The following is a 23,927-nucleotide window of genomic DNA, read 5'->3' on the forward strand; positions in this document are numbered from 1 at the left end:
GGATAAACCAACAATAAGAAAGCCGATAGATCATGCCAGCAGTATTCATGACCACCACAGAGCTAGTGCGACACCAAGCGGTGTTACCTAACGACCAACCATTATGCCGAAACGCTCAACGGGATTCAGGTGATATTTCCAATCACCGTTTGCTGTGCATCATCACCAGATTATTGACGCTCACTCTACTGTGCTTTGCTGTTGTTGCCCATGCCACTGATTACCGATTTACCGCTCTACAAACCGGTGATGGTCTGCAATCTAATCTAACGCAAAATACCTACCAACAACGCAACGGCTTTATCTGGATCGGTACCGATAACGGCATCAGTCGTTACGATGGCCACCACTTCAAGCACTACAATTACAATCCTAAAAGCCCGCAACACATCTCCAATAATATGATCACCGATATTAGTGAAGATACGCTCGGTAATATCTGGGTAGGCACAGAGTATGGATTAAACCGCATCAATGCCGACGATACGGTAACTATCTACGGCACTGATGATACTGCTCCAGATGGCCTTAATTCAGCATGGATCTTAGCCCTTTTTACCGATAGTAAAGAGCAGCTGTGGATTGGCGGTGACGCTGGCCTCAGCCGTTACGAACACCATACCAACAGCTTCATCCCCTACCCGCTGATAATCAATAATGAAGCAGTACAAGACGGCGACTTCGGTTTCTTCAAAATTGCCCAAACCAGCAGCGGCGATCTGTTTGTGGCATCGAGCGAAGGGTTACTGCAGATCGATCAAAACAAGCAAAGCTTAACCAAGCTGACGGCGGCGAATAGCAATCAGCAACCGATTATTGCCGATCACATCAATATTGTGACCGCAACTCAGGATGGTCGACTGCTGGTTAATACCGACAGGTTTGGTACCCATTGGTACGACCCCAACACGCACCAACTGACTCCAATCTCACTGGAGCATGCTGGCACCATTACCGCGATTACCCAAATGGATAACGGTGATATCTGGTTTGCTCATGTCGGCGGCATTCGCATCTTAGATCATCACGGTAACCATCTCAGCGACGTGCATTTTGATGAGTTTAGTGACACCTCCATCGCCTCCGACAGCATTACCCATATCGCGCAAGATGACTCTGGATTGATATGGGTTGCCACCAGCAATGGGATCTCCCAGTTCTCTTATCTACGCAGTCCATCTCGCTTACACCGTCATAGTGAAACTGGCCAAGGAATCATTGCCAACAGCATTAGCTACGTCGCTCAAGTAGCTGAGCAAGAGGTCTGGTTATCCTCACCCAACGGGTTAACCAAAATCAGTCAACCTCAGCAGTTCAGCAATTTCCAAAGCAGCGATGCACTCCGTAACCTCGATATCTGGTCAATGGCTGCCAGTGATGACGGCACTCTATGGTATGCCGCAAGTAACGGCCTTGGCACCATCGATCGCAGCACTGGTGAGCAACAACATTACAGCAACCAACCGGGTAACGAGCATGGCCTTGAGCATGTTGATATCTACACGGTGTTGCCAGATCAACAAGGCGGCGCCTGGATCACCGGCTACTACAACACCGGACTGGTCTACTTTCACCCAGAGCATGGTTTAGGCAAGCGCTATATGGATGGCGAGCATCGCTACACTAAGATGGGAAACTTCTCCTTCGATACCGTTTGGGGCCAAGACGGCGCCATTTGGATGGCAACTACAGACAGTATCTATCGGGTTGATCCTAACAATGGCGAAGCGATCAACTTTCCGCTCGATGGCGACCGTCCGTTTATGCGCGCCACCGACATAGCTGTCCACCCAACCGGTGATATCTGGGCCACCTCTCAAGGAGCTGGACTGATTCGATTAAGCCACCAGCCTGGCGAGTCCAGCGGACAACACTACCAACTACTGCACATAAGCCAGCAGCTAGGGCTTGAAAACAACAGCTTCAAAGCACTGACCATTGATCCCATTGATCCAAACTTAGTCTGGTTTATCTCTGACAATGAGCTGTATCGTTACCACATCAAAACTCAGCAACTGGTGTCGTACCCTAGCCTCTTCGAAATCAATAATCTCAGCCTCATCAACGGAGCCATGACTCAGCTTGATCATCTTATCTATATAGGCAGCAATGTCGGTTTACTTGAGATCGATACCCGCAAGCTACAAACCAATCGCTTTGATGCGCCGGTGCATGTCACCGGTGTAAAAGTCAATGGGAAAGCCGTAAGCGTTAAGTCTTCCTCGCCAGCGGATCCCATTCGCTTTGACTACGAGGACAATACCATTGAGTTTCAGTTTTCCGCGCTGGATTACACTAGCCCGCAGAAAAACCGCTATCGCTACCGCCTAATTGGTGCAGATCAAGACTGGATAGAGGCCGATAACCGCACCTCAGTGACCTATACCAACCTGCGTTCGGATTACTATCAGTTCGTGGTCCAAGGCAGTAATAGCGATGGCCATTGGAGTAACATTGAAGGTAATTGGCACTTTACGGTGCGTTGGGCATGGTGGGCTTGGACCTTAACCGTATTGATAGTGCTGCTGATTATTTTTGGATCGATATTGATTTGGGGGCGAAGTAAACGCCTTAGTTTTTTGAATAACATCGCTTTCACCGATCCCCTTACCGGGCTTGCCAACCGGCGTAAATTGAACGACTGGCTCGGCAAGTTATGCACTGGCAAAGACAACGCATTTCGAGTGATATTTATCGACCTTGATGACTTTAAGCACATCAACGATACCTTTGGCCATGACATTGGCGACGAATACATCACCAGTGTGGCAAAGCGGATAAACTTGTCGTTGCGGCCATCGGATAAGCTAGCTCGGCTAGGGGGCGATGAGTTTGCATTGATCATTGAAGGTAAACTGAGCTTCAACCAATCAGACGCATTGATGGATCGGCTACTGCGGGTTATCAACTCCGAGCATCACCTTGGTAACCATCTCCTCAAAGGCTCAGCAAGTGTTGGGGTGGCGGTATACCCGCACGATGGTCAGGACAGCAACACGCTGTTAAAGAATGCCGATACAGCTATGTACGCCTCCAAGCGACGCGGTAAGAATGTGTGCAGCTACTACTGCGGCTTAGAAAGCCAACAGCTGCACCAGCAGTTCAATCTATCCAGTGAGATATTTCACGCCATCGACCAACAACAGATTCAGGTCTATTACCAAGCCAAGGTGTGTTGCAATACCGGCAAGGTTGTCGGTGCTGAAGCGCTCGCCCGTTGGGTCCACCCACAAAAAGGGATGATCTCACCGGTAGAATTTATTCCTGTAGCAGAGGCCAATGGCGCCATCATTCAAATTGGCCAATGTGTACTCACTCGCGCTTGTCAGCAAGCCTTACTTTGGCATCAAAATGGCCTATTTGATGGCCGAATCGCCGTCAATGTTTCCGCTAAGGAGTTACATCAAGACAACTTCGTGGCCTCGGTACAACAGGTATTGCAACAAACCGGCTTGCCAGCGCCAATGTTAGAATTAGAGCTAACAGAAACCCTATTGGTTGAGAATATCGGGGAGGCCCGAACTACGCTGACCCAATTGCGTGCTCTTGGCATCGGTATTTCACTCGATGATTTCGGTACTGGTTACTCATCACTCAACTATCTCGATGAATTGCCGTTAGACACGTTAAAAATCGACCGCAGCTTTATCAAGAAAATCACCCCTGAAAATGACAACAACTTGATCTTGGCCGGGGTGCTGGATATCGCCAAACGGCTGCAGCTCAGTGTGGTTGCCGAGGGCGTTGAAACCGAATTACAGTGGCACTACCTGCAACGCCACCACTGCCAACAAGCGCAAGGCTTCCTGTTTAACAAGCCACAGAGTGCGGCCGATTTTATCGATTATCTGCGTAGTGAACAGGCAGCCAGCAGCCACTATCGCAACAACCAGTCGCCAACTAACGTTCAACCGCTGCAACCAGCGCTGCCGTGAACAATAGCTAAACCAGAGCGAACAACACTTGCAACCACTGCGATTGAACGCCAGCATGAGCTAACCTGACCTTAGGAGTTTCCCATGCAGTTTTCGCGGCGCTTGCAGCCCTTCTCCGCCATCAGCTTCGATCTTGACGACACCCTCTATGACAATAAGCCGGTGTTGATTAAAGCGCAGCAACGATTGTGGCAACATCTAAGGCAATTAAGTGATGCACCGCAGTTAAGCGATGACCACTTTTGGTTGACGCAAAAAAACAAAGCGTTGCAGCACAACCCCGAGCTGATTCACGACACCACCGCCTGCCGCTTGGCGGCACTGAAATTAGGCCTAAACAGCCTCAGAATCAACGACAGTGATGCCGTTGCAACACAAGCAATGGCACAATTTCTGCGTTGGCGCAGCGAGATAACCGTCGCCCCCGAGGTAATCACTTTGCTACAGCAGTTAGCCGCTAAATATCCGTTGGCGGTAATCACCAATGGCAATGCCGAGGTTAACCAATTTCTACCGCAAATTCCCTTTAAGGTGGTGCTTGCCGCCGGTATCGATGGCGCAATGAAACCAGCTGCGGATCTGTTTAATCAATGCTGCCAGCAACTCAATATCGCCCCACAACAGCTGCTGCACATTGGCGACCACCCTCGCAGTGACGTTGCTGGCGCGATACAGGCAGGCTGCCAAGCGGTCTGGTTAAGTCCCCAATACAGTGGCAAGTTACGGCCAGCGGGCCCCACTCTGCCGACCGTTACTATTTCCTCATTGGAGAGCTTGCGACAGCTGGTATAATCCTTTCTTTTTGTTGATTGGACGCCCCATGTCAGATACCTCCACCTCGCCACTTTTGGCCAAGCTTAACGACAAACAGCGCGCGGCCGTTGAAGCCGCACCGGGGGCGTTGCTGGTGTTAGCTGGTGCCGGCTCAGGCAAAACTCGGGTACTGACCCATCGCATCTCGTGGCTGCTACAAGAGCAGGGAGAAAGCCCTTACGCCATCTTAGCGGTAACCTTTACCAATAAAGCAGCCAAAGAGATGCGTCAACGTATCGAAGAGCTATCCAATGCACCGATGGGACGGATGTGGATCGGCACCTTCCACGGCCTTGCTCACCGCTTATTACGCGCTCACCACAAAGAAGCCAAGCTACCTGAAGGCTTCCAGATCCTTGATAGTGACGATCAACAACGGCTACTGAAGCGGATCATCCGCAGCCTAGAGCTGGATGAAAAGAAATGGCCACCACGTCAGGCGATGGGTTACATCAACGCCAAAAAAGATGAAGGCCTACGGCCACAACACATTGATGCCAGCTTTCATCCGGTGGAGCGCACCTGGTTAAAGATCTACGTTGCTTACCAAGAAGCCTGTGACCGAGCTGGTTTAGTCGACTTTGCCGAGTTGCTATTGCGCGCCCACGAATTATGGCTTAACCACCCTGCGCTGCTGCGCCACTACCAAAACCGTTTCCGCCATATTCTGGTGGACGAGTTCCAGGATACCAACACCATCCAATACGCGTGGATCCGTATGTTGGCGGGTAACCAAAACAACGTAATGATTGTTGGCGACGACGATCAATCTATCTATGGCTGGCGTGGCGCCAAGGTGGAGAACCTAGCGCAGTTTTTGAAGGACTTCCCTGGTGCAGAAACGGTCCGCTTGGAGCAAAATTACCGCTCTACCGGCACCATATTGAAAGCCGCCAACGCCCTGATCGACAAGAACAGCGATCGCATGGGCAAGGAGCTGTGGACCGACGATGTTGATGGCGACACCATCAGCCTCTATACCGCCTTCAACGAACTGGAAGAGGCGCGCTACATCGTTGGCCAGATCCGTAAGTATCAAGATGAAGGCGGAAACCTGTCTGACTGCGCCATCCTATACCGTTCCAATGCCCAATCGCGGGTTATGGAAGAAGCGTTGCTGCACCGTAGTGTGCCGTACCGGATCTACGGTGGCTTGCGTTTCTTCGAGCGCCAAGAGATCAAAGACTCCCTCGGCTACCTGCGTTTGATGACCAACCGTGATGACGACGCCGCTTTCGAGCGGGTTATCAATACCCCGACCCGAGGGATCGGCACTCGAACCATCGACATCATCCGCTCCACTGCCCGCAGCGAAGGGGTTACCTTGTGGCAATCATGTCAGCGACTATTGGCTGACAGCGGCTTGGCCGGTCGTGCCGCCAGCGCGGTCCGTAACTTTATGGAGCTGATCAGCACACTGGAAGCGGAAACGGAACAGGCCAACCTGAAAAACACCGCCGATCACGTTATTCAGCATTCCGGTTTACTGGCAATGTACCAAGCGGAAAAGGGCGAAAAGGCGGAAGCACGCGTAGAAAACTTAAAGGAATTGGTTACCGCCGCAGGTTCATTTATCAAGCCCGATGACGCCGAAGAGATGGACGATCTTAACGCTTTCTTAGCCAACGCCGCGCTGGAAGCCGGTGAACGCCAAGCCGGTGAGTCGGAAGATGCGGTACAGATGATGACCCTGCACACCGCTAAAGGTTTGGAGTTCCCGCAGGTGTTTATCTGCGGCGTTGAAGAAGGATTGTTCCCATCGCAGATGGCACTTGATGAGGGCAACCGCCTCGAAGAGGAGCGTCGCCTTTGTTACGTCGGCATGACCCGAGCAATGAAAAAGCTCACTCTAACCCACGCGGAGTCACGACGGATCTATGGCCGTGAGACCCTAGCTCGGGTAAGCCGCTTTGTCGGTGAGATCCCTGCGCAATACCTCGATGAGGTTCGCCTCACTACTCAGGTTTCACAGCCGCAGCAAAAGGGACGCTTTAACCAGTCGGAACAGCGCTTTAATGAAACCGGCTTCACCTTAGGACAACGGGTACATCACCCTAAGTTTGGCGATGGCGTTATCCTTAACTTCGAAGGCTCAGGGCCACAGGCTCGGGTACAAGTTGCCTTTGATGGCCAAGGAGTGAAGTGGTTAGTGGTCGCTTATGCTCGGTTGGAGCCGAGATAGTCAATCCCCCCCTTCCTCCATATAAAAGGGCTGTGTACCAATTAAGTGTTGTTCTTTTCAATGCTGTTAAAGCACTGGCTAGGCTCGTCCTAAGGCAAAGGGGGATTCCAAAGGGGGCGGAGCTCCCCCTAATGCATACAAGAATGTGCCGTCGCCACCGCGACATAGCCCCGTTCAAACGCCACAATCAGTAGAGCCCAAGGCTTGATATAAACCCAACACTTAACTGTGACACAGCCTACAAAAATCCCGAGCTTGTGCTCGGGATTTTTATGGTAACTACGCTTCAACCGTATGCGGGTCTTGGTGCACTATCACGTCGGCACCAGGAAACTGGGATTGTATGCGGTCTTCCACCGCATGGGCGATGTCATGAGCCTTGAGCAGCGATAGATTACTGTCGAGATCGATGTGCATCTGCACAAACAAGGTGTTGCCAGCCATGCGAGTACGGAAGTCGTGTAACCCCAGCACATTATCATCGGCCAGTATCAGCGCTTGCACCTGTTGCTGAACCTCAGCATCCGCTTCACGGTCGAGCAACAAATTGACCGCTTCTTTACCCAAACCCCAGGCACCGAAACCGATATAAAAGGCGATGCCGACGGCCGCGGCGCCATCAACCCACCAGAAGCCATACGCTGCCATAATTAACGCGATGATTACCGCCACATTCATTAACAGATCAGAACGGTAATGCAGGGCATCAGCCGCAATAGCGGTAGAGCCGGTTGCAGCAACCGCTTTCTTTTGAATAGTTAACAGCGCCAATGTGGCGACGATGGCAAATATCGACACGCCTACGCCCCAACCGGTAGCACTTGGTGGCACCGGTGAGATAAGTCGCTCAGTCCCAGCAAACAATAGCAGCAGTGCTGAGCCCAAAATAAAGCCGGCCTGTACCAGCGTCGCTAATGGTTCCGCCTTGCCATGCCCCCAACGATGGTGATCATCCGCCGGACGCAGCGCCACTCGTAAGGCATAGAAGTTGATCAATGACGCCGCAGCGTCCATCAATGAGTCGGTTAACGATCCTAATAGGCTGGCTGAGCCAGACATTAACCACGCCATTAGCTTGGTGATGATCAACAAAGTGGCCACCGCGATGGAAGCGCGAGTGGCCAGCTTTATCCAAGATTCATATTGTTCGGGGGTTGCGCGCGCCATCGAAATACCTGTTATAAGCAGAGCCTAAGCGGCTGATGATGCGCGCAGTTTAGCATTACTTGCGAGATTGACGACGCTCCATTCGCTCTTGTTGCTTCGCAGCCAACTCATCGCGTTGTTCTTGAGTTAGGATCTGCATCAACTCGTAGTGGGTTTTCATCTGTTGCAGCTCGCGTTCAGTTTGACGCTGCTGACGTTCAGCGATGATCGCTTTAGCGGCGGTTTCATCGAAGCTGTCTGCATTCATTAGCTCCTGCATCGCGGCGCGCTTAGCTTCACGTTTTGCTTGGCGTTCTTCGGCGCTTGGGCGCTCATCTTTAGGCTGCTTGGCCGCTTTCAATAGGGCTTTAACCTGATCGCGCTGCTCGTCGGTTAGATCCAAGTTGAACAACATCTTATGGATGTTACCGTGGCCGCCACGTTTCTCTGCGTGGTGACGATCACCTTGAGGGCCAGAACGCTCACCATGGTGGTCTGCAAACGCAGTCGCCGACGTGATCATAACTAATGCTGCCAAACCCATTTTAGTGGAACGTTTCATAGTAGAACTCCTCATATTCAGTAGATGTAGCAACGATACCAGCCGCAATGTAAGCTTGGGTGATAACAGCGTAAAGCTGTGTAAAGCTAGCCTTGTGTTGATAATTATTGCGGTTAATCTATGCACTCCAAACGAGCAGGTGGTAACAGATGAATCGAGTATTATTAGTTGAAGATGATCAAGGCTTAAGCGAGCTTTTATCGCAGTTATTACAACTAGAAGGATTTGAGGTGTGTATTCGCCAAGATGGGCCTTCTGGGCTTTTGGCTGCGCGCGAAGGTAAGCACGACATATTACTACTCGATGTAATGTTGCCGGGCATGAATGGCTTTGATCTGCTGAAAACCCTGCGGGAACATGGCAGCAAATTACCGGTACTGATGCTCACGGCCCAAGGGGACGACATGGCCCGAGTAACCGGATTAGAGCTAGGGGCCGATGACTACCTACCTAAGCCCTTCAACGACCGTGAACTGCTCGCACGGATCCGCGCTATCTTGCGGCGCAGTCAAGACAATGCCGAAACACCAGCCCAGATTGAACAAATCAACCACATCGACATTACATTGCTACCGCGCCGACAAGAGGTTCGAGTTAGCGGTGAATTAGTCGAGCTTACCAGCACCGAATACGCCCTGTTATCGTCATTAATTACCCACAGCGGCGAAGTCGCAAGCAAAGAGATGCTATCCCAAGAAGTACTGGGTAAACGCTTGATGCCGTTTGACCGCAGCCTTGATATGCACCTATCTAATCTCCGCAAAAAATTGCCAGGGCGCGCCGATGGTTCAGCACGAGTAAAAACCGTACGTGGTAAAGGCTACATATGGTTGGACTAACAAATAAGTTTAGCCAACTGCTACCGAAACTATTACTGGCATTTTGGATCACTTCTACTCTCACCATTGGGGTAGTCATCGGTTTGCCACTGCTGCAAGAAAAGTGGGACAACGAGCCATTGGCGCCCCACTTTGCCAACCTGCTCCAGCGAGTGGCGATGCGGATGGACAGCAATCCAGAACTCACTATCAATCAAGTTAATAAACTGCTGCGTCGCACCGGTAACTTGGAGCACGAACAACCGCGCCGTCATGACAAGCAAGACGACAAAAATCGCCCTGAGATACCTCAGGTTCAACTCTATTTAATCGATACTGATGGCTCTCCTTCCGAAGAAAATCGCCGCAGGATCCCCCGCTCAGTACGTCAGTTTTTACTCGACTTTGAGCAAAATGGTCCGATGCACCAACGCCAATTTGGCAACAGTTTAGTGTTTGGGCCGAAGCGGTTAGCTGACGGTAGTAGCTTGGTTGGTCGCTTAGACCAACACAATAAACCGTGGTTGTTTGAGCTATTACAACGACCTTGGTTATTACTGATCTTAGCCACCATTGTCTCAACCATCGTCTTTGGTCTTTTGGCGTGGAACCTCAGCAATCCACTGCGGCAGTTACGTCAGGCCACCACTGCGGTTGCCCGAGGAGAACTTGACGCCCGGATCGATGGCCGCATCAGCAAGCGCAGCGATGAGATTGGCCAGCTCGGCCGCAGTTTTAACCTAATGGCAGACTCGGTCAGTACCATGGTCACCAGCCAGCAGCGGCTATTGTCGGACATCTCCCACGAGTTAAGAACTCCGCTCACCCGATTAAAATTAAGTTTGGCTATCGCCCAGCGCAAAGGCCAACAGAGTGACGAATTGACCCGCATTGGGACCGAAGCGGATCAACTCGAAGCGATGTTGCATGAGTTGCTGGCGCTGTCGAGACTAAACCTACAAGCGACCGATCGCAAAATCGACATCGATCTAATTTCGATATTACAGCCAGTGATTGATGGAGCCCAGTTTGAAGCGCAAGAGCTCAACAAGATGGTGGTGGTAACGCAGCCTCAATCGCTGCCCTATTACGGCGTCGACACCCTGTTGCAGCGGATGCTAGAAAATCCACTGCGCAATGCACTGCACTACGCTAACCATAAGGTTCAGGTGACGCTGCGGAAGTCGCTGACTGGGGTAGAGATCGATATTGTCGACGACGGTAACGGGGTACCAGAGCATGAGCTGGAATCGATTTTTCGACCATTTCATCGGGTTGATGATGCCCGCGACCGCAGCAGTGGCGGTTGGGGCCTGGGACTGGCAATCAGCTTTGGGGCGGCCGAAGCGCATCAAGGCACCATCAGCGCCCATAACCAACAAGGCGCAGGCTTACGGGTAACAATCAAGCTACCACTACTGCAGTAATTGAACGCGGCTGCCTGATTTAGCGGCCGCTCAATCCCCCTAAGGTAACCCACAGCAGCACACCGCCAGCAAAGAAGGAAAAAAAGGCACCTAAGGGAAAATCTGGCAATAACATGATCCCCATACCGCATGTCAGCACCATGACGCTGCCACTAATCACTTGTGCTCGATACATATTTCGCCTCTCTGCTTAGCTAATCAAACGTGAACTCAATGTGTGCCGGCGGTATTACCAAACAGTTTGTGGCCATTGCCACAGTAAGCTGTATGAAACTTTACCAAACCACCACCTTAACTACTTACTTTGCAATATTTACGCCATAATCCACCGAATATCCAAAGCTTCGCCACCACACGCCCCATCAGGACGTCTCTATGCGCTATTTATCTGTCATTCTTGTTTCTTTGCTCCTTTGTGGTGCAGCGAATGCACTACCTCGAGCCAATGCCAAATATTCAGTCAAACGACTCGAAAACCCGAACCCCGGCGTCGAACAGCTAGTTCTGCCCTACTTTTTTAGTCCTGACAGCATGGGCTTTAACGTTGGTGTGGGAGCAATCCGCAAAGGTTTGTTGCAAGATCAGATGAGCATTGGTGGCACCGTTTACGGCGGTGATGACAGCTACGGTGCCTTGGCCGGCGTATGGAACTACCGCTTACCAACAACCGAGCGATGGTTTGCCAGCTTTATCGGTTTTGTCGGCGACTTCCCAAATCAGCGAGCTTACGGCGGCGCCTCACTTGTGCCTATCGCAAATGACCACGCGCTGCCTGGCAGCCACAACTCTAGCCCCAATGATTACATTGAGGGCCAAGGGGCATCCAACTTCTGGGATGTAAAGTTAGAGTACGCTCTGCCAATTGGTGCTACCCGTGATGACGCATTACTTCGTTATGAGGTTCGCAATGGTTTGTTGGTGTCTGAACCCACTGGCGGCAAAGTCTGGAACCCATTAGAGAGCGGCGCTACGGTTGCAATATTGCGTCAGTTTAACCGCTACCAAGACTTCAATTTAGACTCAGGTAACCTCGAGGGTACCGTGCACGGGTTAGAACTGGGTTTGTTGTACGACAACACCGATTTCACTCTGAACCCAAGCTTTGGTAGCCGCCAATACCTGTCTGTCTCTCACGATAACGGCTGGCTCGACTCTGAAGAGCAATGGACCTTCCTTAACTTTGAAGCCAGTAAATTCTTCTCGCTGGGCGAATCGGCTACCGCTCACCAGCGCGTCGTGGCGTTAAACTTCTGGACTGGCTACACCCCGAGCTGGGAGGTTGAGGAAGATGCCGCCAGCAATTCCCGCAAGGTTGTCGGTGGTGCACCATATAACGAAGGGGCACGCTTAGGAGGCTTCTTCCGCATGCGTGGTTACGATAACAATCGCTTCCACGATAAGGCGTCGATCTACACCACCGCCGAATATCGCCATACCCTCAAGTATAACCCCGCTGACCACGTGGCCTGGTTCCGTAAGATCCGCATGGATTGGGTTCAATTGGTTGGTTTTGTAGAGGCTGGACGAGTGGGTGAGGCTTACACTTCGGATGAACTATTGCAGGATCTGCACGTCGATTACGGCATGTCCGTGCGGACGATGCTAGCAGGCATGGTAGTGCGTTTCGATCTGGCCAAGTCAGACGAAACCACCAACTTCTGGGTTATGGCCAAACACCCGTTCTAATCCGCTGTGCCAAACGCTCTCGCCATCGGTGGCGGGAGCGTAACAAGTCATCGCTACACTAGCACTAACGAATCCAACACCCCGCGCCCACTGTGAATACCACCTTCATTCTCTGATGCCGGTTTACTGCGGATCAAATAACCCGCATAGCCACCATGATCGGTTATCGCTTCACCACGAAAATGCAGCGTGAATAAGCCAATTTCACTAATGAGGTTTTCCACCACTGCCGGTTGATTGTCTCGTACGGTTAACGCCGGGCGTTCCCGTTCGTGGGGGTAAAGGCGGCGCATCAAGGCCCAGGCATCATATTCCGACTCATTCAACGAGGCCAATTTGGTAAAGATATCGTCACCAAATACCGCATGACCACCGCCTTCACCTTGGTTCTTTAATACCCATTCATCAGCGTTGCCGTGTTCTGCTAGCCAAGCAATGTTGGCTGGCGTTATCGGCTTCATCTGTGCCAATACCGCTTTTATCTGCTTCGCTTCGGTTTCAGTTATTCCCCAGCGAGCCATCTCAGTAGCTGACATTGCGGTAACCAACATTTGCATGGTTTTGCTGGTCGCCAATTGCTGGCTAACGGTCGCGTTCAGTGCCACCTTATGCTGCTCGATAAACACTCGAGTTTGACTGAGAGTATGACAACAGCGAGTCTCGCTGCGATGCTCTAGGTAGTAATCGATATACTGATAACCAGCACGTAAGTAGACCACATCAACCCCACCAACGCCGTCAAGCAGCAAGCGCTGATTCGGGCCACTGGAAAGCTGATCAGCCAGTTGAGCAAAGGTACGGCGTATGGTTCGCACCCCATGTTGCTGCAACGCCACCGCTAACAAATGTTGATCGTAGACGTTATCCTCTTGCTCCTGCACCACCATCACAAACACCGGTTGGCCATGATCCAAGGCGTCGTTACGCACCTTACGAGCTGTGGTCGCGATACCGCGAGCCATCTGTTCTAACCCGTGATTTTCAGCCAAGCGCGCCTGCGGTTGGTCCCCCCACTGCTGGTAAGCCTCGGGCCATTGATCTTGGATATACTTGTGCAACTGATGCGCCAACTGGCCAAATGGCCCCATGCCGGCGGCAATCCCATTAAACTCGATCACCTGAGCGCCATGGCTGCGATCATCCATATAATCGGTGCGCATGATCAGTAATGGTTGCCGCGGTGCCACTTTACCGTCGTGGATCTGGCGATGCAGCTCCAACAGACGCGCAAAAAATGGGTCGGCTTTGCCCATGCTGTTTAAGCTCTGTTGCAGATAGTGATGATCCTCTGATAGCGCATGGATAAGTTTGCCCAGTAATGGCGTCGTCCGCTGCAGCCGTTCAAAGGTGGCGCGAGGGAAGCTGACCGGAGCGAGACTATAAGGGCAGTGACGAGCACTACCGTCGCGATTTTTTATCCCGACCCCATGCATCAACGCCCACTCGCTGGCGTCATCGATCAACTGTTGCTCAATTGCAAGACTGCTAGCTTGGGTAGTAGATATGATGGTCATGTGTACGACTCCGGTAGCCCACCTATAGGGTGGGTAATAATGGTTCGATAAATTGGCTTACTCAGCCAATTTCACTCAGCTGTACTGATAAGACGCAGCCAAGCAGAAAAAGACGCAAATGAATTCACACCGATGCGTTTAAGATGGTGCAAGCCCGCAAAAGTACAACAATTGTTCGAGCCGTAGGCTTAAACGAGACCTCGCTAGCTACCCACGTAGCAATCACAAAAAAGGCTGTGTACCAACTAAGTGTTGTTCTTGCCAATGCTGTTAAAGCACCGGCTAGGCGAGTGTTGATACAAAGGGAAAGCACTACCGCCGTTGAGTTTCTGCCGCATTGGAGCAGTCTAGCGAAGCGTTTAGGGCAGCGACCTAATGCAAGGGGGCGGAGCTCCCCCCTAATGCATACAAGAATGTGCCGTCGCCACGCGACATCGTCCCCTAAAAGCACCGAAGTCGGTAGAACCGAAGGATTAAGATAAACTTCAACAGCTAATTACGACACAGCAAAAAAAACGCCCATCGACAATACCGATGGGCGCTTAGTTTGGTGTGGCTAGGTCGAACTTAGTCGATAACCTTGACGGTATCAGCTGCGCTGCCCCACTCACTCCAGCTGCCATCGTAGACGGCCCAATTTTGCACCCCAATCTCCGCGGCTGCCAAGGCGACAATGCAGGCGGTAACGCCAGAACCACAGCTGTAGATGTGACGGCTGTTACCATCGATTCCTGCATCCACAAACTGTTGGTGCAATATAAATGGCGGCACCAACTTGCCTGACTCAATCAAGCTGGCGTAGTGCAGATTAATCGCGCCCGGCATATGGCCAGACGCAACCTGTGGGTTTGGATCGGCCTCAACACCACTAAAACGCGCCTTGCCACGGGAATCGACAATCACTCGTCCGGCAGCATTAAGCGATAACTGTACTTCGCGCTTGTCCGCCACTCGTTGTGGCTGATATTTAGCGATGAACAGGCCGGGTTTAACTGCCGGTGCATTGCCGGCCGCCAGTTCACCGTCGATGGCAAGCCATGCCGGTAAGCCGCCATTTAGCACCGCCACCTTGTCATGTCCCATCGCTTTAAACATCCACCACACCCGTGCGGCAGTGAATAAACCATGGCTGTCGTATACAACAATAATGCTGTCGTTATTGATACCAAATTGACGCACTGCCTGCTCAAACTTAGCGGCATCAGGCAGCATATGAGGTAACTCAGAATCCGCAGCAATCTCGTTATCGAAATCGAAAAAATGCGCTTGAGCAATATGCTGTTCCACGTACTCAGTAAGACCATCACGGCCACTGCCCTGCATATGCCAGCTAGCATCGAGCAATACCAGTTGTGGGTTGTGTAAACGTTCCGATAACCACTTGGCGGTCACCACATTGGTTTTTAGTTTTAAAGCGCTCATGAGCGGCTCCTTGTCTCAGCAAAAGCGGTTACAACGCACCATCAAAACCAAGCTGACGCCAGGTTTCATAGGCACAGATAGATACCGCATTGGCCAAATTCAAGCTGCGCGCCTCTGGTTTCATCGGAATACGAATACGACAATCCGGTTCAAACACACTACGCACCTCATCTGGCAAGCCACGGGTTTCGGGGCCAAACAGCAGCACATCGTCTTGCAGATAAGTCGGCTCAGTATGAGGGCGGCTACCTTTGGTGGTTAAGGCGAAGATCCGTTTGCCCGTCATCGCTTCTAAAAAAGCATCGTAGCTTGGGTGAATAGTCACATTAGCTAGGTCGCGGTAATCCAATGAAGCGCGACGTAGGCTCTTCTCATCCATGCTGAACCCTAACGGCTCAATCAGGTGCAGATCAGCGCCGCAATTAGCAGCTAGACGAATGATGGCGCCGGTATTTTGCGGCATCACAGGTTCATACAAAGCGATGTGAAACATGATGATAAGGCTCTACGAAATCAGGAATGTGGCTATTGTACCTCAGCCTTTGATCGGAGTTTTGCCCCGATTCCAGCGCATTTGATAAACTAGTCTTAATTCCGAATAAAAAGGTCACCCTATGTCACTGCAAGACCAACTGATGAAGGCCGGTTTGGTGTCGAAACACGACGCTAAGAAAGCCAATAAATCCAAGCACCGCGCCCTAAAATCAGGCAAAAAGGTGATCAACGAAGCCAAGCAAACCGCGGTTGAAAAACGCGAAGAACAAGCCAAGCGCGATCGCGAGCTAAACGCCCAGCGTAAGGCAGAAGCAGATAAAAAGGCGCTCATTGCCCAGATCAAACAACTGATCAGCACTAATAGCCAAGATCGCAGCCGTGGCGAGATCGCTTACAACTTCTCAGACAAAGGCACCATTACTAAGGTGTTCGTTACTGAAGCTCTGCAAAATGGTTTGGTTAATGGCCAGTTAGCAATCGCTAAACTGGAAGACAGCTACCACCTCATCCCAACCGGCATCGCCGATAAGGTGAAGCAGCGCGACGACAGCTACATTGTGCTAGTAAACGACCGCAAAGCTGACACCAGCGTCGATGAAGAAGATCCGTACGCGGACTTCCAGATCCCAGATGATCTAATGTGGTAAGCCCCCTAACTAAAAAACCGGCCGCCAAGCCGGTTTTTTTAGGCTGTGTCGCCGTTAAGTGTTGAGGTTTATATCAACTCTTCGGCTCTACCGATTGCAGTACTCTTAAGGGATTATGTCGCGGTGGCGACAGCACATTCTTATATGCATTAGGGGCGAGCTTCGCCGCCCTTTAGAGTCCCCCTTTGCCTTAGGTCGCAGCCCAAAACGCTTCGCTGGGCTGTTCCAATGCGGCAGAAGAGCAACGGCGGTAGTGCTTTTCCCTTATATCAGAACTCGCCTAGCCGATGCTTTAACAACATTGGAAAGAACAGCACTTAGTTGGTACACAACTTTTTTGTCCATGCAATTACTGCGCTCCGCGCAACAACAGTGGGCTAGCAGCTACCGCAATAGGTTGTGGCACAAACTCGAATCTCAACTTGCCATCAAAATACAAACTGGCGCTGATGGTAACGCTATCGGCCTGAGCGTAATCAACCTGATATGGGAACGGCGGTCCGCCCTGTACCTCTTGCTGTTGCTCACCGAGCAGATTGCCATCGGCATCAGACACTTGAACCGTGAGCTGTGAGCCCGGTGGCGTTAAGATCCGCTCGCGATAAACCACTTCGCCGCTCACTTGCTGATCCTTTATTGGTGCGGGTTGATCGTTACCGCAACCAACCATTACCAGTGTCAACGCTACTGCTGTGACTATTCGATGCATCCTGATCTCCATGCTATTTAAGCTTGAAACTAAGCGACTACCTCGCTAGCTGTTACAGCGAATCATACGCGATAGCATGCACTACACCCACCTATTGCCGTGCAGTGCTGCGTAGCCCTGTCACAACCAGTAGCTTGTCCGCATAACCATTGAACTACAACCTCCATGCCAAACTGTAAATGGCTCATTTTATTGCCACAGCCATCGACCTAAATGCCGCCATTGGGATTTACATCCGCTGGCCGTTCAAGGCAGAGCGCCGGCGTTGGGTACGGCACCAATACACACCAACCAAAACCCTGATCGGAGTCAATGTTTATCGACAAATACCGGCCTACAGTTGATGAGTCGGGACAGCTCACCAAGGAGGTTTCTATGCCCGCAAAACGCACAGAACAGATAAGGAACATCGCCCTGCTTGGCCATGCCGGCAGTGGCAAATCTAGCCTCATTGAGGCACTACTTTTCCGCGCGAAGGAGATCCCTAGCAAAGGCAGGGTCGCGGACGGCACCAACCATGCCGACTTCACCCCTCAAGAGATTCAGCATCACCACAGCCTCGAACCCTCGCTCCTCTCAGTAGATTACCAGCAACAACACATCAACTTTATCGACAGCCCCGGATTGCCCGATCTGTTTGGTCGCGCCCAGTTAACGCTGCCTGCGGCGGAATCGGTAATGTTGGTCATTAACGCCAACCGCGGCATTGAGCAGATCACTCGGCGAGCGTTTCAAGAAGCCCGCCATCACGGCAAAGCGGTGTTGATTGTGGTTAACCAAATCAGCAATAACTTGCCCGCTTTAGAGATGCTGCTGGAACAGATCCAAGAGCAGTTTGGCCACGGCTGTTTGCCAGTCAATATTCCGAATGTCGATGGCTCTAGTGTCCTCGACTGTTACTTCACTCCCCAGCAAGACGACATTCCGCTCTTTGGTGATGTTAAGGACTGCCACGATGCCTTAGTCGATGTGGTTGTTGAACAAGATGAAGCGTTAATGGAGCTCTATTTAGAGCAGGAAGAGTCGGTTACCCCAGCACAGCTACACGCCCCGCTTGAAGCAGCGTTACGCCAAGGCGAGTTAGTGCCAGTGTGCTTTACCGATGCCGAAGCGCAAGTTGGTATTGGCCATTTGCTCAATGTGTTATGCCAAGCGATGCCAAATCCACTGGAAGGTTCTGACGCTGAATTTGTTAATGCTAACGACAAATCGATATCGATCAGTGCCGAGCCAGACGCACACTTATTAGCCAACGTATTTAAGGTCACAATCGATCCCTATGTCGGCAAACTGGGAGTATTCCGCATCCATCAAGGGCGGATGTTCAATGGCCAGAAGATCTTTGTTGGTGCCGGTCGTAAGCCAGTTAAGGTAACTCACCTATTCAAGTTGCAAGGGGGCGAGCAGATCGCCGTTAATGAGGCACTGCCTGGTGATATTTGCGCCCTAGCCAAAGTAGATAATCTGATGGTTGGCGCCATATTGCACGATCACCATGAGGAAGATGAGTTCCGTATGCTCGCTCCAGAACTGCCACAACCATTGTTTGGCTTAGCAGTGGCGCCGAAGAAACGCGGCGATGAGCAGAAACTGGCGGAAGCATTACAAAAGTTGGTTACTGAAGACCCAAGTTTGCACATCCATCACGCCAAAACCGAAAACCAAACGGTACTGCAAGGCCTTGGCGACACCCACGTCCAGATTGCATTGGAGAAAGCACAACAACTCTTCAACGTTGATATGACCACCGAAACCCCAGCAATTGCCTATCGCGAAACCATTTGTGGCAATGGTGTGTCTCGCTACCGTCATAAGAAACAGAGCGGCGGCGCCGGCCAGTTTGGGGAAGTTGAGTTACGCGTTGAAACGCTGCCTCGTGGCAGTGGTTTCCAGTTCGCCTCAGAAGTGGTTGGTGGTGCGATTCCGAGCCAGTTTATTCCTGCCATCGAGAAAGGTGTCCGTGAGGCGATGACCGAAGGCGTATTAGCGGGCTTCACCATGCAAGATTTGCGAGTAGTGGTGATGGATGGTAAGCACCACCCGGTTGACTCCAAAGAGATCGCCTTCTTTACTGCCGGTAAAAAGGCCTTTCTCGAAGCGGTCCAGATGGCACAACCGGCTCTGTTGGAGCCAATTGTTGATCTGCACGTGGTAGTCGCCCAAGACAAGGTCGGTGATATTACCGGTGACTTAAGCGCTCATCGCGCCATGGTTTGTGGCACTGTTGCCGTTGCCAATAATCAGGTTGATATTAGCGCCGAGGCACCGTTAGCCGAATTAGACGACTACGCCGTACGCTTAAAGGCGATGACCGGTGGCGAAGGTGAAATGAGCATGGAGTTTGCCCGTTACGAAGTCGCGCCAGAGCTGGTAACTGAACGGTTAATCAGTCACTAAAGTACATACCACAATAGACGCGGCGGCTTCGGTCGCCGCTTGTGCCGCTGCAACTCACCTTTTACCTTACCATGTTCCTACTGTTGCCATTGAAGATCTCGATATGAACCTACGCCTTGGTATTGTCGCTATACTGCTAAGCTTTCACGCCTTCGCCGCCGATCCCATTTTTGCTATTAATGGCCTTAGAGTCGGCCAGCAAGCGGACTCTCAAGGCTTAACCGGTGTCACCGTACTGCGCTTTGATCAAGGCGCAACCGCCGCCGTCGATGTTCGTGGAGCTGCTCCTGGAACCCGTGAAACCGATCTCCTCAAGCCTGAAAACTTGGTTGATAAGGTTCACGCAATTGTCCTGTCCGGCGGCAGTGCCTTTGGGTTAGATGCCATGAGTGGCGTGGCGGCACAACTTGAAAGTGAAGGCGTCGGTTTTGATGTTGGCATCGCCAAGGTGCCTATCGTTACTGGCGCAGTCTTATTTGATCTGGCGATTGGTGATGCCAAGGCACGGCCAGATTTTGCCATGGGTCAAGCCGCCACCAAATTGGCTCAACGCAGCGTCTTTACTCAGGGCAATGCCGGTGCCGGCATGGGCGCAACCGTGGGCAAAATTCGTGGCATGGAACACGCTACTAAAGCTGGGATTGGTCGCGCCGTCGTTAGCTTAGATAACGGCGTTGTTATTGCGGCAGTGGTGGCTGTTAATGCCTGGGGCGACGTAATCGCGCGCAACGGAGCGCTGCTCGCCGCCAGCCGCGATAACAGAAACGGCTTTATCAATGGCACGGACCTGCTCTTATCGGGTTTTAACGCCCAAGGTTTTGCCGGTCGCAACACCACCATCGGCGCCATTATCACCAACGCCACACTCACCAAAGTTGAGGCACTGAAGGTCGCACAGATGGCGCACGATGGTTACGCTCGAGCAATTCGGCCGGTGCACTCGATGTACGACGGCGATGCCATCTTTGCCGCAGCAACTGCTGAGGTTGCGGCAATGGACATCAACACCTTAGGGGTAATTGCTGCCGAAGTGATGGAGCAAGCGATCCGCAATGCGATTACCCATGCTCGCACTGTGGCTGGTTTTCCAGCAGCTAACCAGATAGGTAAACCAAGCTCTTGAATACAAAAGTAAGTTTTTGCAAAAAAAGGTAAAGCAACTCGGCCTAAAGCACTCTTATAGGCACACTGAAGACACCACTGTCGGATAGGATTTGTCGTGCTGAATAAAATCTTAAGCTGTTGCTCGTTGGCACTGCTGTTGGGTGTTAGTGGTTGCAGTAGCAAGCCAGAACGTCCAAACCACCTGTTTCAGAGCTATGTTGATGCCGCTGGGATCACCCATTTTCAGCTCAACTACTTTGGTAATGGCAGCAAGGAAGAGCAGCCAACAGCCAAGCAAGACAAATCGGAACGAGGCGGAAAAGGTGGCGGTGGCAAAGGCGGCGGTGGCAAAGGTGGTCCACCACCAGGAGGCGGTAAAGGTGCCCGAGGTGAAACCGCCAAGAATGAGTCGGAACGACCAGTGCCCCAATATGAAGGGATTGAAAGCGAGCATTTTCTCATGCAGCTGTTGGATAATGAGCTCGAACAACGCCAACTGTGCATCGCTGGCTATAAGGTCACCGAACAGCGGCCAACTCAAAATGGCGCAGTGATGCTAGGCGAATGTACCCAAACAACCGCTATGCTAGATTAAGCGGCTCCGAACTACAGGTGCAATGTTCTTTTTTGCATCCACACCAAGGAGTTATTGGTGAATGGAATCATCCATACTGCGGTATTATCATCTTGATAGACACGGAAAAACACCAGCTCTGCCAAGCTAAGTTCACTTTTCCTAAATGAGCGATAGAGCTTATTCGCCATTTTCGACAGTCGATTGGGTGAACTGAGGTCGACCGAAGTCAAATCGACGGTAAAACGGCTTACTGGTCGCTCGCCCCAGTATTCTTGAGTTTCGATATAGCGGCCATGAACTCGATATTTCAATGGTGTGGTAAAGCAATCTTCGTCAGTCACGCAGGCGGCAAAATAGAAGAGGCCACTATTATCTTCTTGCGGCACCGCGGAGATCCGCATATCGGCTCGCGCAATGACGAGTGTCATTCCAACCACAGACGAAGTTACAAAAACAGACCGGACTCGAAAGCCAGGTCTGTCATGAAAATGTACTCTGCAGACAATTTACTTTACTTGGCAAACACGCTGTTGGGATTGATGATCAGAGCACGGTAGTGGGGTTTGTGCGGCTTGTCGGTGCGTACATCAATCTCAACCATGATTTCCTTAGAGTCGTAGTCAATCTCGGTGAGCTTACCTACAGTCGGGGTTGGCCCTGGCTTGAATAGGTCAATAGACCCGGAGAAGTTAAACATGGTGTTGCGGTCAGCCCTGTACTCAGTAATGGAAGTCACGGGGCTGTACCAATCGTAGCCTTTCTCTTTCCCGTATTCCCAGATCTGCTCAATAGTACCCTTATCTTCGTCGATTTTATATTCAACGAAACGGGAGTATTTCATGGTTGGCATAGCCGGCTGTTCCAAGTTGCGGCCATCACCGTTATCGAACACGGTCAGAGTACCCTTGGGAGATAACCAAGCGGTGTGCTGAGTGTAGGTCCAGTCGAAATCGGTGCCTTCACAGGTCGCGCCCTTACAGTTCAGCTTGTTGCCCTCGTTATCAACCGGGGTCAGTACCTTATCGGACAGTTCGCCCCAACCCACGTCGGGTGCCTGAATCCACTTCACTTCCATATCGCGGCCCACTTTTACTACGCCCTGATGACGTAGGGAGACGATGATAGCGTCGTCCTTAGGATCGTACTCAATAGAGTTGATGTGGGCCCAGTTACGGCCAGGACCAACACCCAGAGCATCACCGAAGGGGGTGTCAGGCTCCAGTTCGGCGGTTTCACCAACGTGGTTTAGGTCCACGTTTAGGCACACCGCGCCTTGGTCCAAGGCACCTAGCAAATCGTCACGCAGGGGATCCAATATCTTGTTGAAATCCCAAGCTTCAATCAGGTTGCCCTGACGATCGATTTCTATCACTTGGTCACGCACCGTGTGCACGTGCTGCCCGTCTTCCCGCTTATAATTGGCCTTACCGGCGCGGATCAGAATGGTATCGTTTGCAGTGTAACGGGCCTCGTGAGAACCGTCCACGTATCCTCCGGGCAGACGCTTGAAGGTGATAACGCGACCAAGCATGTCGACCTCACCCCAGCTCTGACCTTGTACGAAGACAAAGGTACCGTCTTTGGTTTCGCTGAGGCCCATCAAGTAACCTCGACTGTCCATATTACGATCGTAGCCCTCATAGGTGGCATCTTGGTTCAGCCACCAGCGGTATTCACCCTGAGTGTCGATCATGTAGGTCATAGGAGCCGCTTCGAAAGAGGCGGAGCCGGTTGCTGGCGAGGGGTCAAGCGGGTGGGCGTTCTGGGGTTTTTGACCGGACCAATGCATGTCGGAACCGTGGAAAGTATTGGTAGAAGAGTTCACCAAGTACAGACGATCTTTAAACTGCTTGTCGACTTTTTTAACGTCGACTGGTTGCATGATGGATTGGGAGCGATTATCAATGTAGTGGTTGGTCAGGCTGCCCGTCAGAATTTTGTAATTCTCTTCAAACTTCTTACCGTCTTTAGTGAACTCAATGGTCACCTTGTTTTCGTGGTTGGCATACATCCCCCACACCGGGATGCCATCGTGAGTCAGAATGGAGGTTTTACCCACATCGTATTCAATGTCCACGCCCTTATGTCCTTTGCCTTGAACAGTAACGTGCACGTCGCTCAACTCGGCTCCGTCACGCAAGATCACTGCTGTCAGCGGGGCATTGTCGTAAGGGTTGACGATCACCGCACCCAGTTCGCCTACGGCAGGGGCTGGCGGGTATCCGGCGGCGTTTACGGTGGCAGTTAGGCCCAAGCCTGCCAAAGTGGCTACAGTGACCAGAGAAACAACGGATTTTTTCATTATTAATACCCTATTGGTTTTGTATGATAGCAGTTAATAAAGTGGCTGGTGCTCGTCTGTATTTCGCCAACTCAGAACTACAAATAATCAGCGCGAGCTTGCCTTGAGGTCACTATCTCCGTAAGCCTCTAGATAAAATGAGACAGAGATCACTCTCAAATGATGTGGCGAGGTAGCAATCCTGCTTTTTA

The 23,927-nt window shown here is 51.5% G+C and carries 19 protein-coding genes; 10 read left to right on the plus strand and 9 right to left on the minus strand.

The window, feature by feature from the left end; all coding sequences use genetic code 11:
- The first annotated feature begins 32 nt into the window (after window positions 1–32).
- The 3 genes from HER31_RS15125 to uvrD all read left to right on the plus strand — a co-directional run bounded on the left by HER31_RS15125 (window position 33) and on the right by uvrD (window position 6,930).
- Entirely contained in the window at window positions 33–3,935 is a 3,903-nt protein-coding gene (locus tag HER31_RS15125; RefSeq protein WP_168661767.1) for an EAL domain-containing protein, read from the plus strand.
- Window positions 3,936–4,019: 84 nt separating this feature from the next.
- Window positions 4,020–4,727 (plus strand): HAD-IA family hydrolase, encoded by a 708-nt coding sequence (locus HER31_RS15130; protein WP_168661769.1) that lies wholly within the window; start codon window positions 4,020–4,022, stop codon window positions 4,725–4,727.
- Between the two features lie 28 nt (window positions 4,728–4,755).
- A complete protein-coding gene (gene uvrD / locus HER31_RS15135) occupies window positions 4,756–6,930 on the plus strand; it encodes a DNA helicase II (RefSeq protein ID WP_168661771.1) in 2,175 nt (724 codons plus the stop codon).
- A 279-nt stretch (window positions 6,931–7,209) separates the two neighbouring features.
- On the opposite strand, the gene HER31_RS15140 is transcribed toward uvrD, so the two are convergent.
- Both HER31_RS15140 and HER31_RS15145 read right to left on the minus strand, forming a co-directional pair.
- Window positions 7,210–8,097, minus strand: coding sequence for a cation diffusion facilitator family transporter (locus HER31_RS15140; RefSeq protein ID WP_168661772.1), 888 nt, complete (start codon window positions 8,095–8,097; stop codon window positions 7,210–7,212).
- A gap of 55 nt (window positions 8,098–8,152) precedes the next feature.
- On the minus strand, window positions 8,153–8,638 hold the full coding sequence (locus HER31_RS15145; protein ID WP_168661774.1) for a Spy/CpxP family protein refolding chaperone: 486 nt from the start codon (window positions 8,636–8,638) through the stop codon (window positions 8,153–8,155).
- A gap of 149 nt (window positions 8,639–8,787) precedes the next feature.
- On the opposite strand from HER31_RS15145, the gene HER31_RS15150 reads away from it, so the two are divergent.
- Together HER31_RS15150 and HER31_RS15155 are read left to right on the plus strand one after the other, a co-directional pair.
- A complete protein-coding gene (locus HER31_RS15150; protein WP_168661776.1) occupies window positions 8,788–9,477 on the plus strand; it encodes a response regulator in 690 nt (229 codons plus the stop codon).
- On the plus strand, window positions 9,465–10,883 hold the full coding sequence (locus HER31_RS15155) for an ATP-binding protein (protein ID WP_168661779.1): 1,419 nt from the start codon (window positions 9,465–9,467) through the stop codon (window positions 10,881–10,883). The genes HER31_RS15150 and HER31_RS15155 overlap by 13 nt, the downstream gene beginning before the upstream one ends.
- Before the next feature lie 19 nt (window positions 10,884–10,902).
- Here the strand turns inward: HER31_RS15155 and HER31_RS15160 are convergent, their stop codons facing one another.
- Window positions 10,903–11,058 carry a hypothetical protein gene (locus tag HER31_RS15160; protein ID WP_168661781.1) on the minus strand — a complete coding sequence of 52 codons (156 nt, stop codon included), beginning with the start codon at window positions 11,056–11,058 and terminating at the stop codon, window positions 10,903–10,905.
- A 200-nt stretch (window positions 11,059–11,258) separates the two neighbouring features.
- On the opposite strand from HER31_RS15160, the gene HER31_RS15165 reads away from it, so the two are divergent.
- Window positions 11,259–12,569: a BamA/TamA family outer membrane protein gene (locus tag HER31_RS15165; protein ID WP_168661783.1), complete on the plus strand. Its 1,311-nt coding sequence runs from the start codon at window positions 11,259–11,261 to the stop codon at window positions 12,567–12,569.
- Window positions 12,570–12,622: 53 nt separating this feature from the next.
- Here HER31_RS15165 and HER31_RS15170 read toward each other — a convergent pair whose 3' ends face one another.
- The 3 genes from HER31_RS15170 to HER31_RS15180 all read right to left on the minus strand — a co-directional run bounded on the left by HER31_RS15170 (window position 12,623) and on the right by HER31_RS15180 (window position 15,998).
- Window positions 12,623–14,083, minus strand: coding sequence for a glutathione synthase (locus tag HER31_RS15170; protein ID WP_168661785.1), 1,461 nt, complete (start codon window positions 14,081–14,083; stop codon window positions 12,623–12,625).
- A gap of 567 nt (window positions 14,084–14,650) precedes the next feature.
- A complete protein-coding gene (locus tag HER31_RS15175; protein ID WP_168661787.1) occupies window positions 14,651–15,505 on the minus strand; it encodes a sulfurtransferase in 855 nt (284 codons plus the stop codon).
- A 28-nt stretch (window positions 15,506–15,533) separates the two neighbouring features.
- The gene (locus HER31_RS15180) at window positions 15,534–15,998 is read right to left on the minus strand and encodes a tRNA (cytidine(34)-2'-O)-methyltransferase (RefSeq protein WP_168661788.1); all 465 of its coding nucleotides are present in this window, start codon (window positions 15,996–15,998) and stop codon (window positions 15,534–15,536) included.
- Between the two features lie 121 nt (window positions 15,999–16,119).
- Here HER31_RS15180 and HER31_RS15185 point away from each other — a divergent pair, with 121 nt between their 5' ends.
- On the plus strand, window positions 16,120–16,647 hold the full coding sequence (locus HER31_RS15185; RefSeq protein WP_168661790.1) for a DUF2058 domain-containing protein: 528 nt from the start codon (window positions 16,120–16,122) through the stop codon (window positions 16,645–16,647).
- A 349-nt stretch (window positions 16,648–16,996) separates the two neighbouring features.
- On the opposite strand, the gene HER31_RS15190 is transcribed toward HER31_RS15185, so the two are convergent.
- On the minus strand, window positions 16,997–17,356 hold the full coding sequence (locus tag HER31_RS15190; RefSeq protein ID WP_168661792.1) for a YbaY family lipoprotein: 360 nt from the start codon (window positions 17,354–17,356) through the stop codon (window positions 16,997–16,999).
- Between the two features lie 375 nt (window positions 17,357–17,731).
- Between HER31_RS15190 and fusA the strand changes: the two genes are divergently transcribed.
- The 3 genes from fusA (at window position 17,732) to HER31_RS15205 (ending at window position 21,452) form a co-directional block, all read left to right on the plus strand.
- Entirely contained in the window at window positions 17,732–19,753 is a 2,022-nt protein-coding gene (gene fusA, locus HER31_RS15195) for an elongation factor G (protein ID WP_168661794.1), read from the plus strand.
- Window positions 19,754–19,856: 103 nt separating this feature from the next.
- Window positions 19,857–20,876, plus strand: coding sequence for a P1 family peptidase (locus HER31_RS15200; protein ID WP_168661795.1), 1,020 nt, complete (start codon window positions 19,857–19,859; stop codon window positions 20,874–20,876).
- A gap of 96 nt (window positions 20,877–20,972) precedes the next feature.
- Window positions 20,973–21,452: a hypothetical protein gene (locus tag HER31_RS15205; RefSeq protein WP_168661797.1), complete on the plus strand. Its 480-nt coding sequence runs from the start codon at window positions 20,973–20,975 to the stop codon at window positions 21,450–21,452.
- A gap of 11 nt (window positions 21,453–21,463) precedes the next feature.
- On the opposite strand, the gene HER31_RS15210 is transcribed toward HER31_RS15205, so the two are convergent.
- Together HER31_RS15210 and HER31_RS15215 are read right to left on the minus strand one after the other, a co-directional pair.
- On the minus strand, window positions 21,464–21,862 hold the full coding sequence (locus tag HER31_RS15210; protein ID WP_168661799.1) for a hypothetical protein: 399 nt from the start codon (window positions 21,860–21,862) through the stop codon (window positions 21,464–21,466).
- A gap of 83 nt (window positions 21,863–21,945) precedes the next feature.
- The gene (locus HER31_RS15215; RefSeq protein WP_168661800.1) at window positions 21,946–23,736 is read right to left on the minus strand and encodes an aryl-sulfate sulfotransferase; all 1,791 of its coding nucleotides are present in this window, start codon (window positions 23,734–23,736) and stop codon (window positions 21,946–21,948) included.
- Window positions 23,737–23,927: the final 191 nt, after the last annotated feature.

Source organism: Ferrimonas lipolytica (assembly GCF_012295575.1).
Classification (GTDB): Bacteria; Pseudomonadota; Gammaproteobacteria; order Enterobacterales; family Shewanellaceae; genus Ferrimonas; species Ferrimonas lipolytica.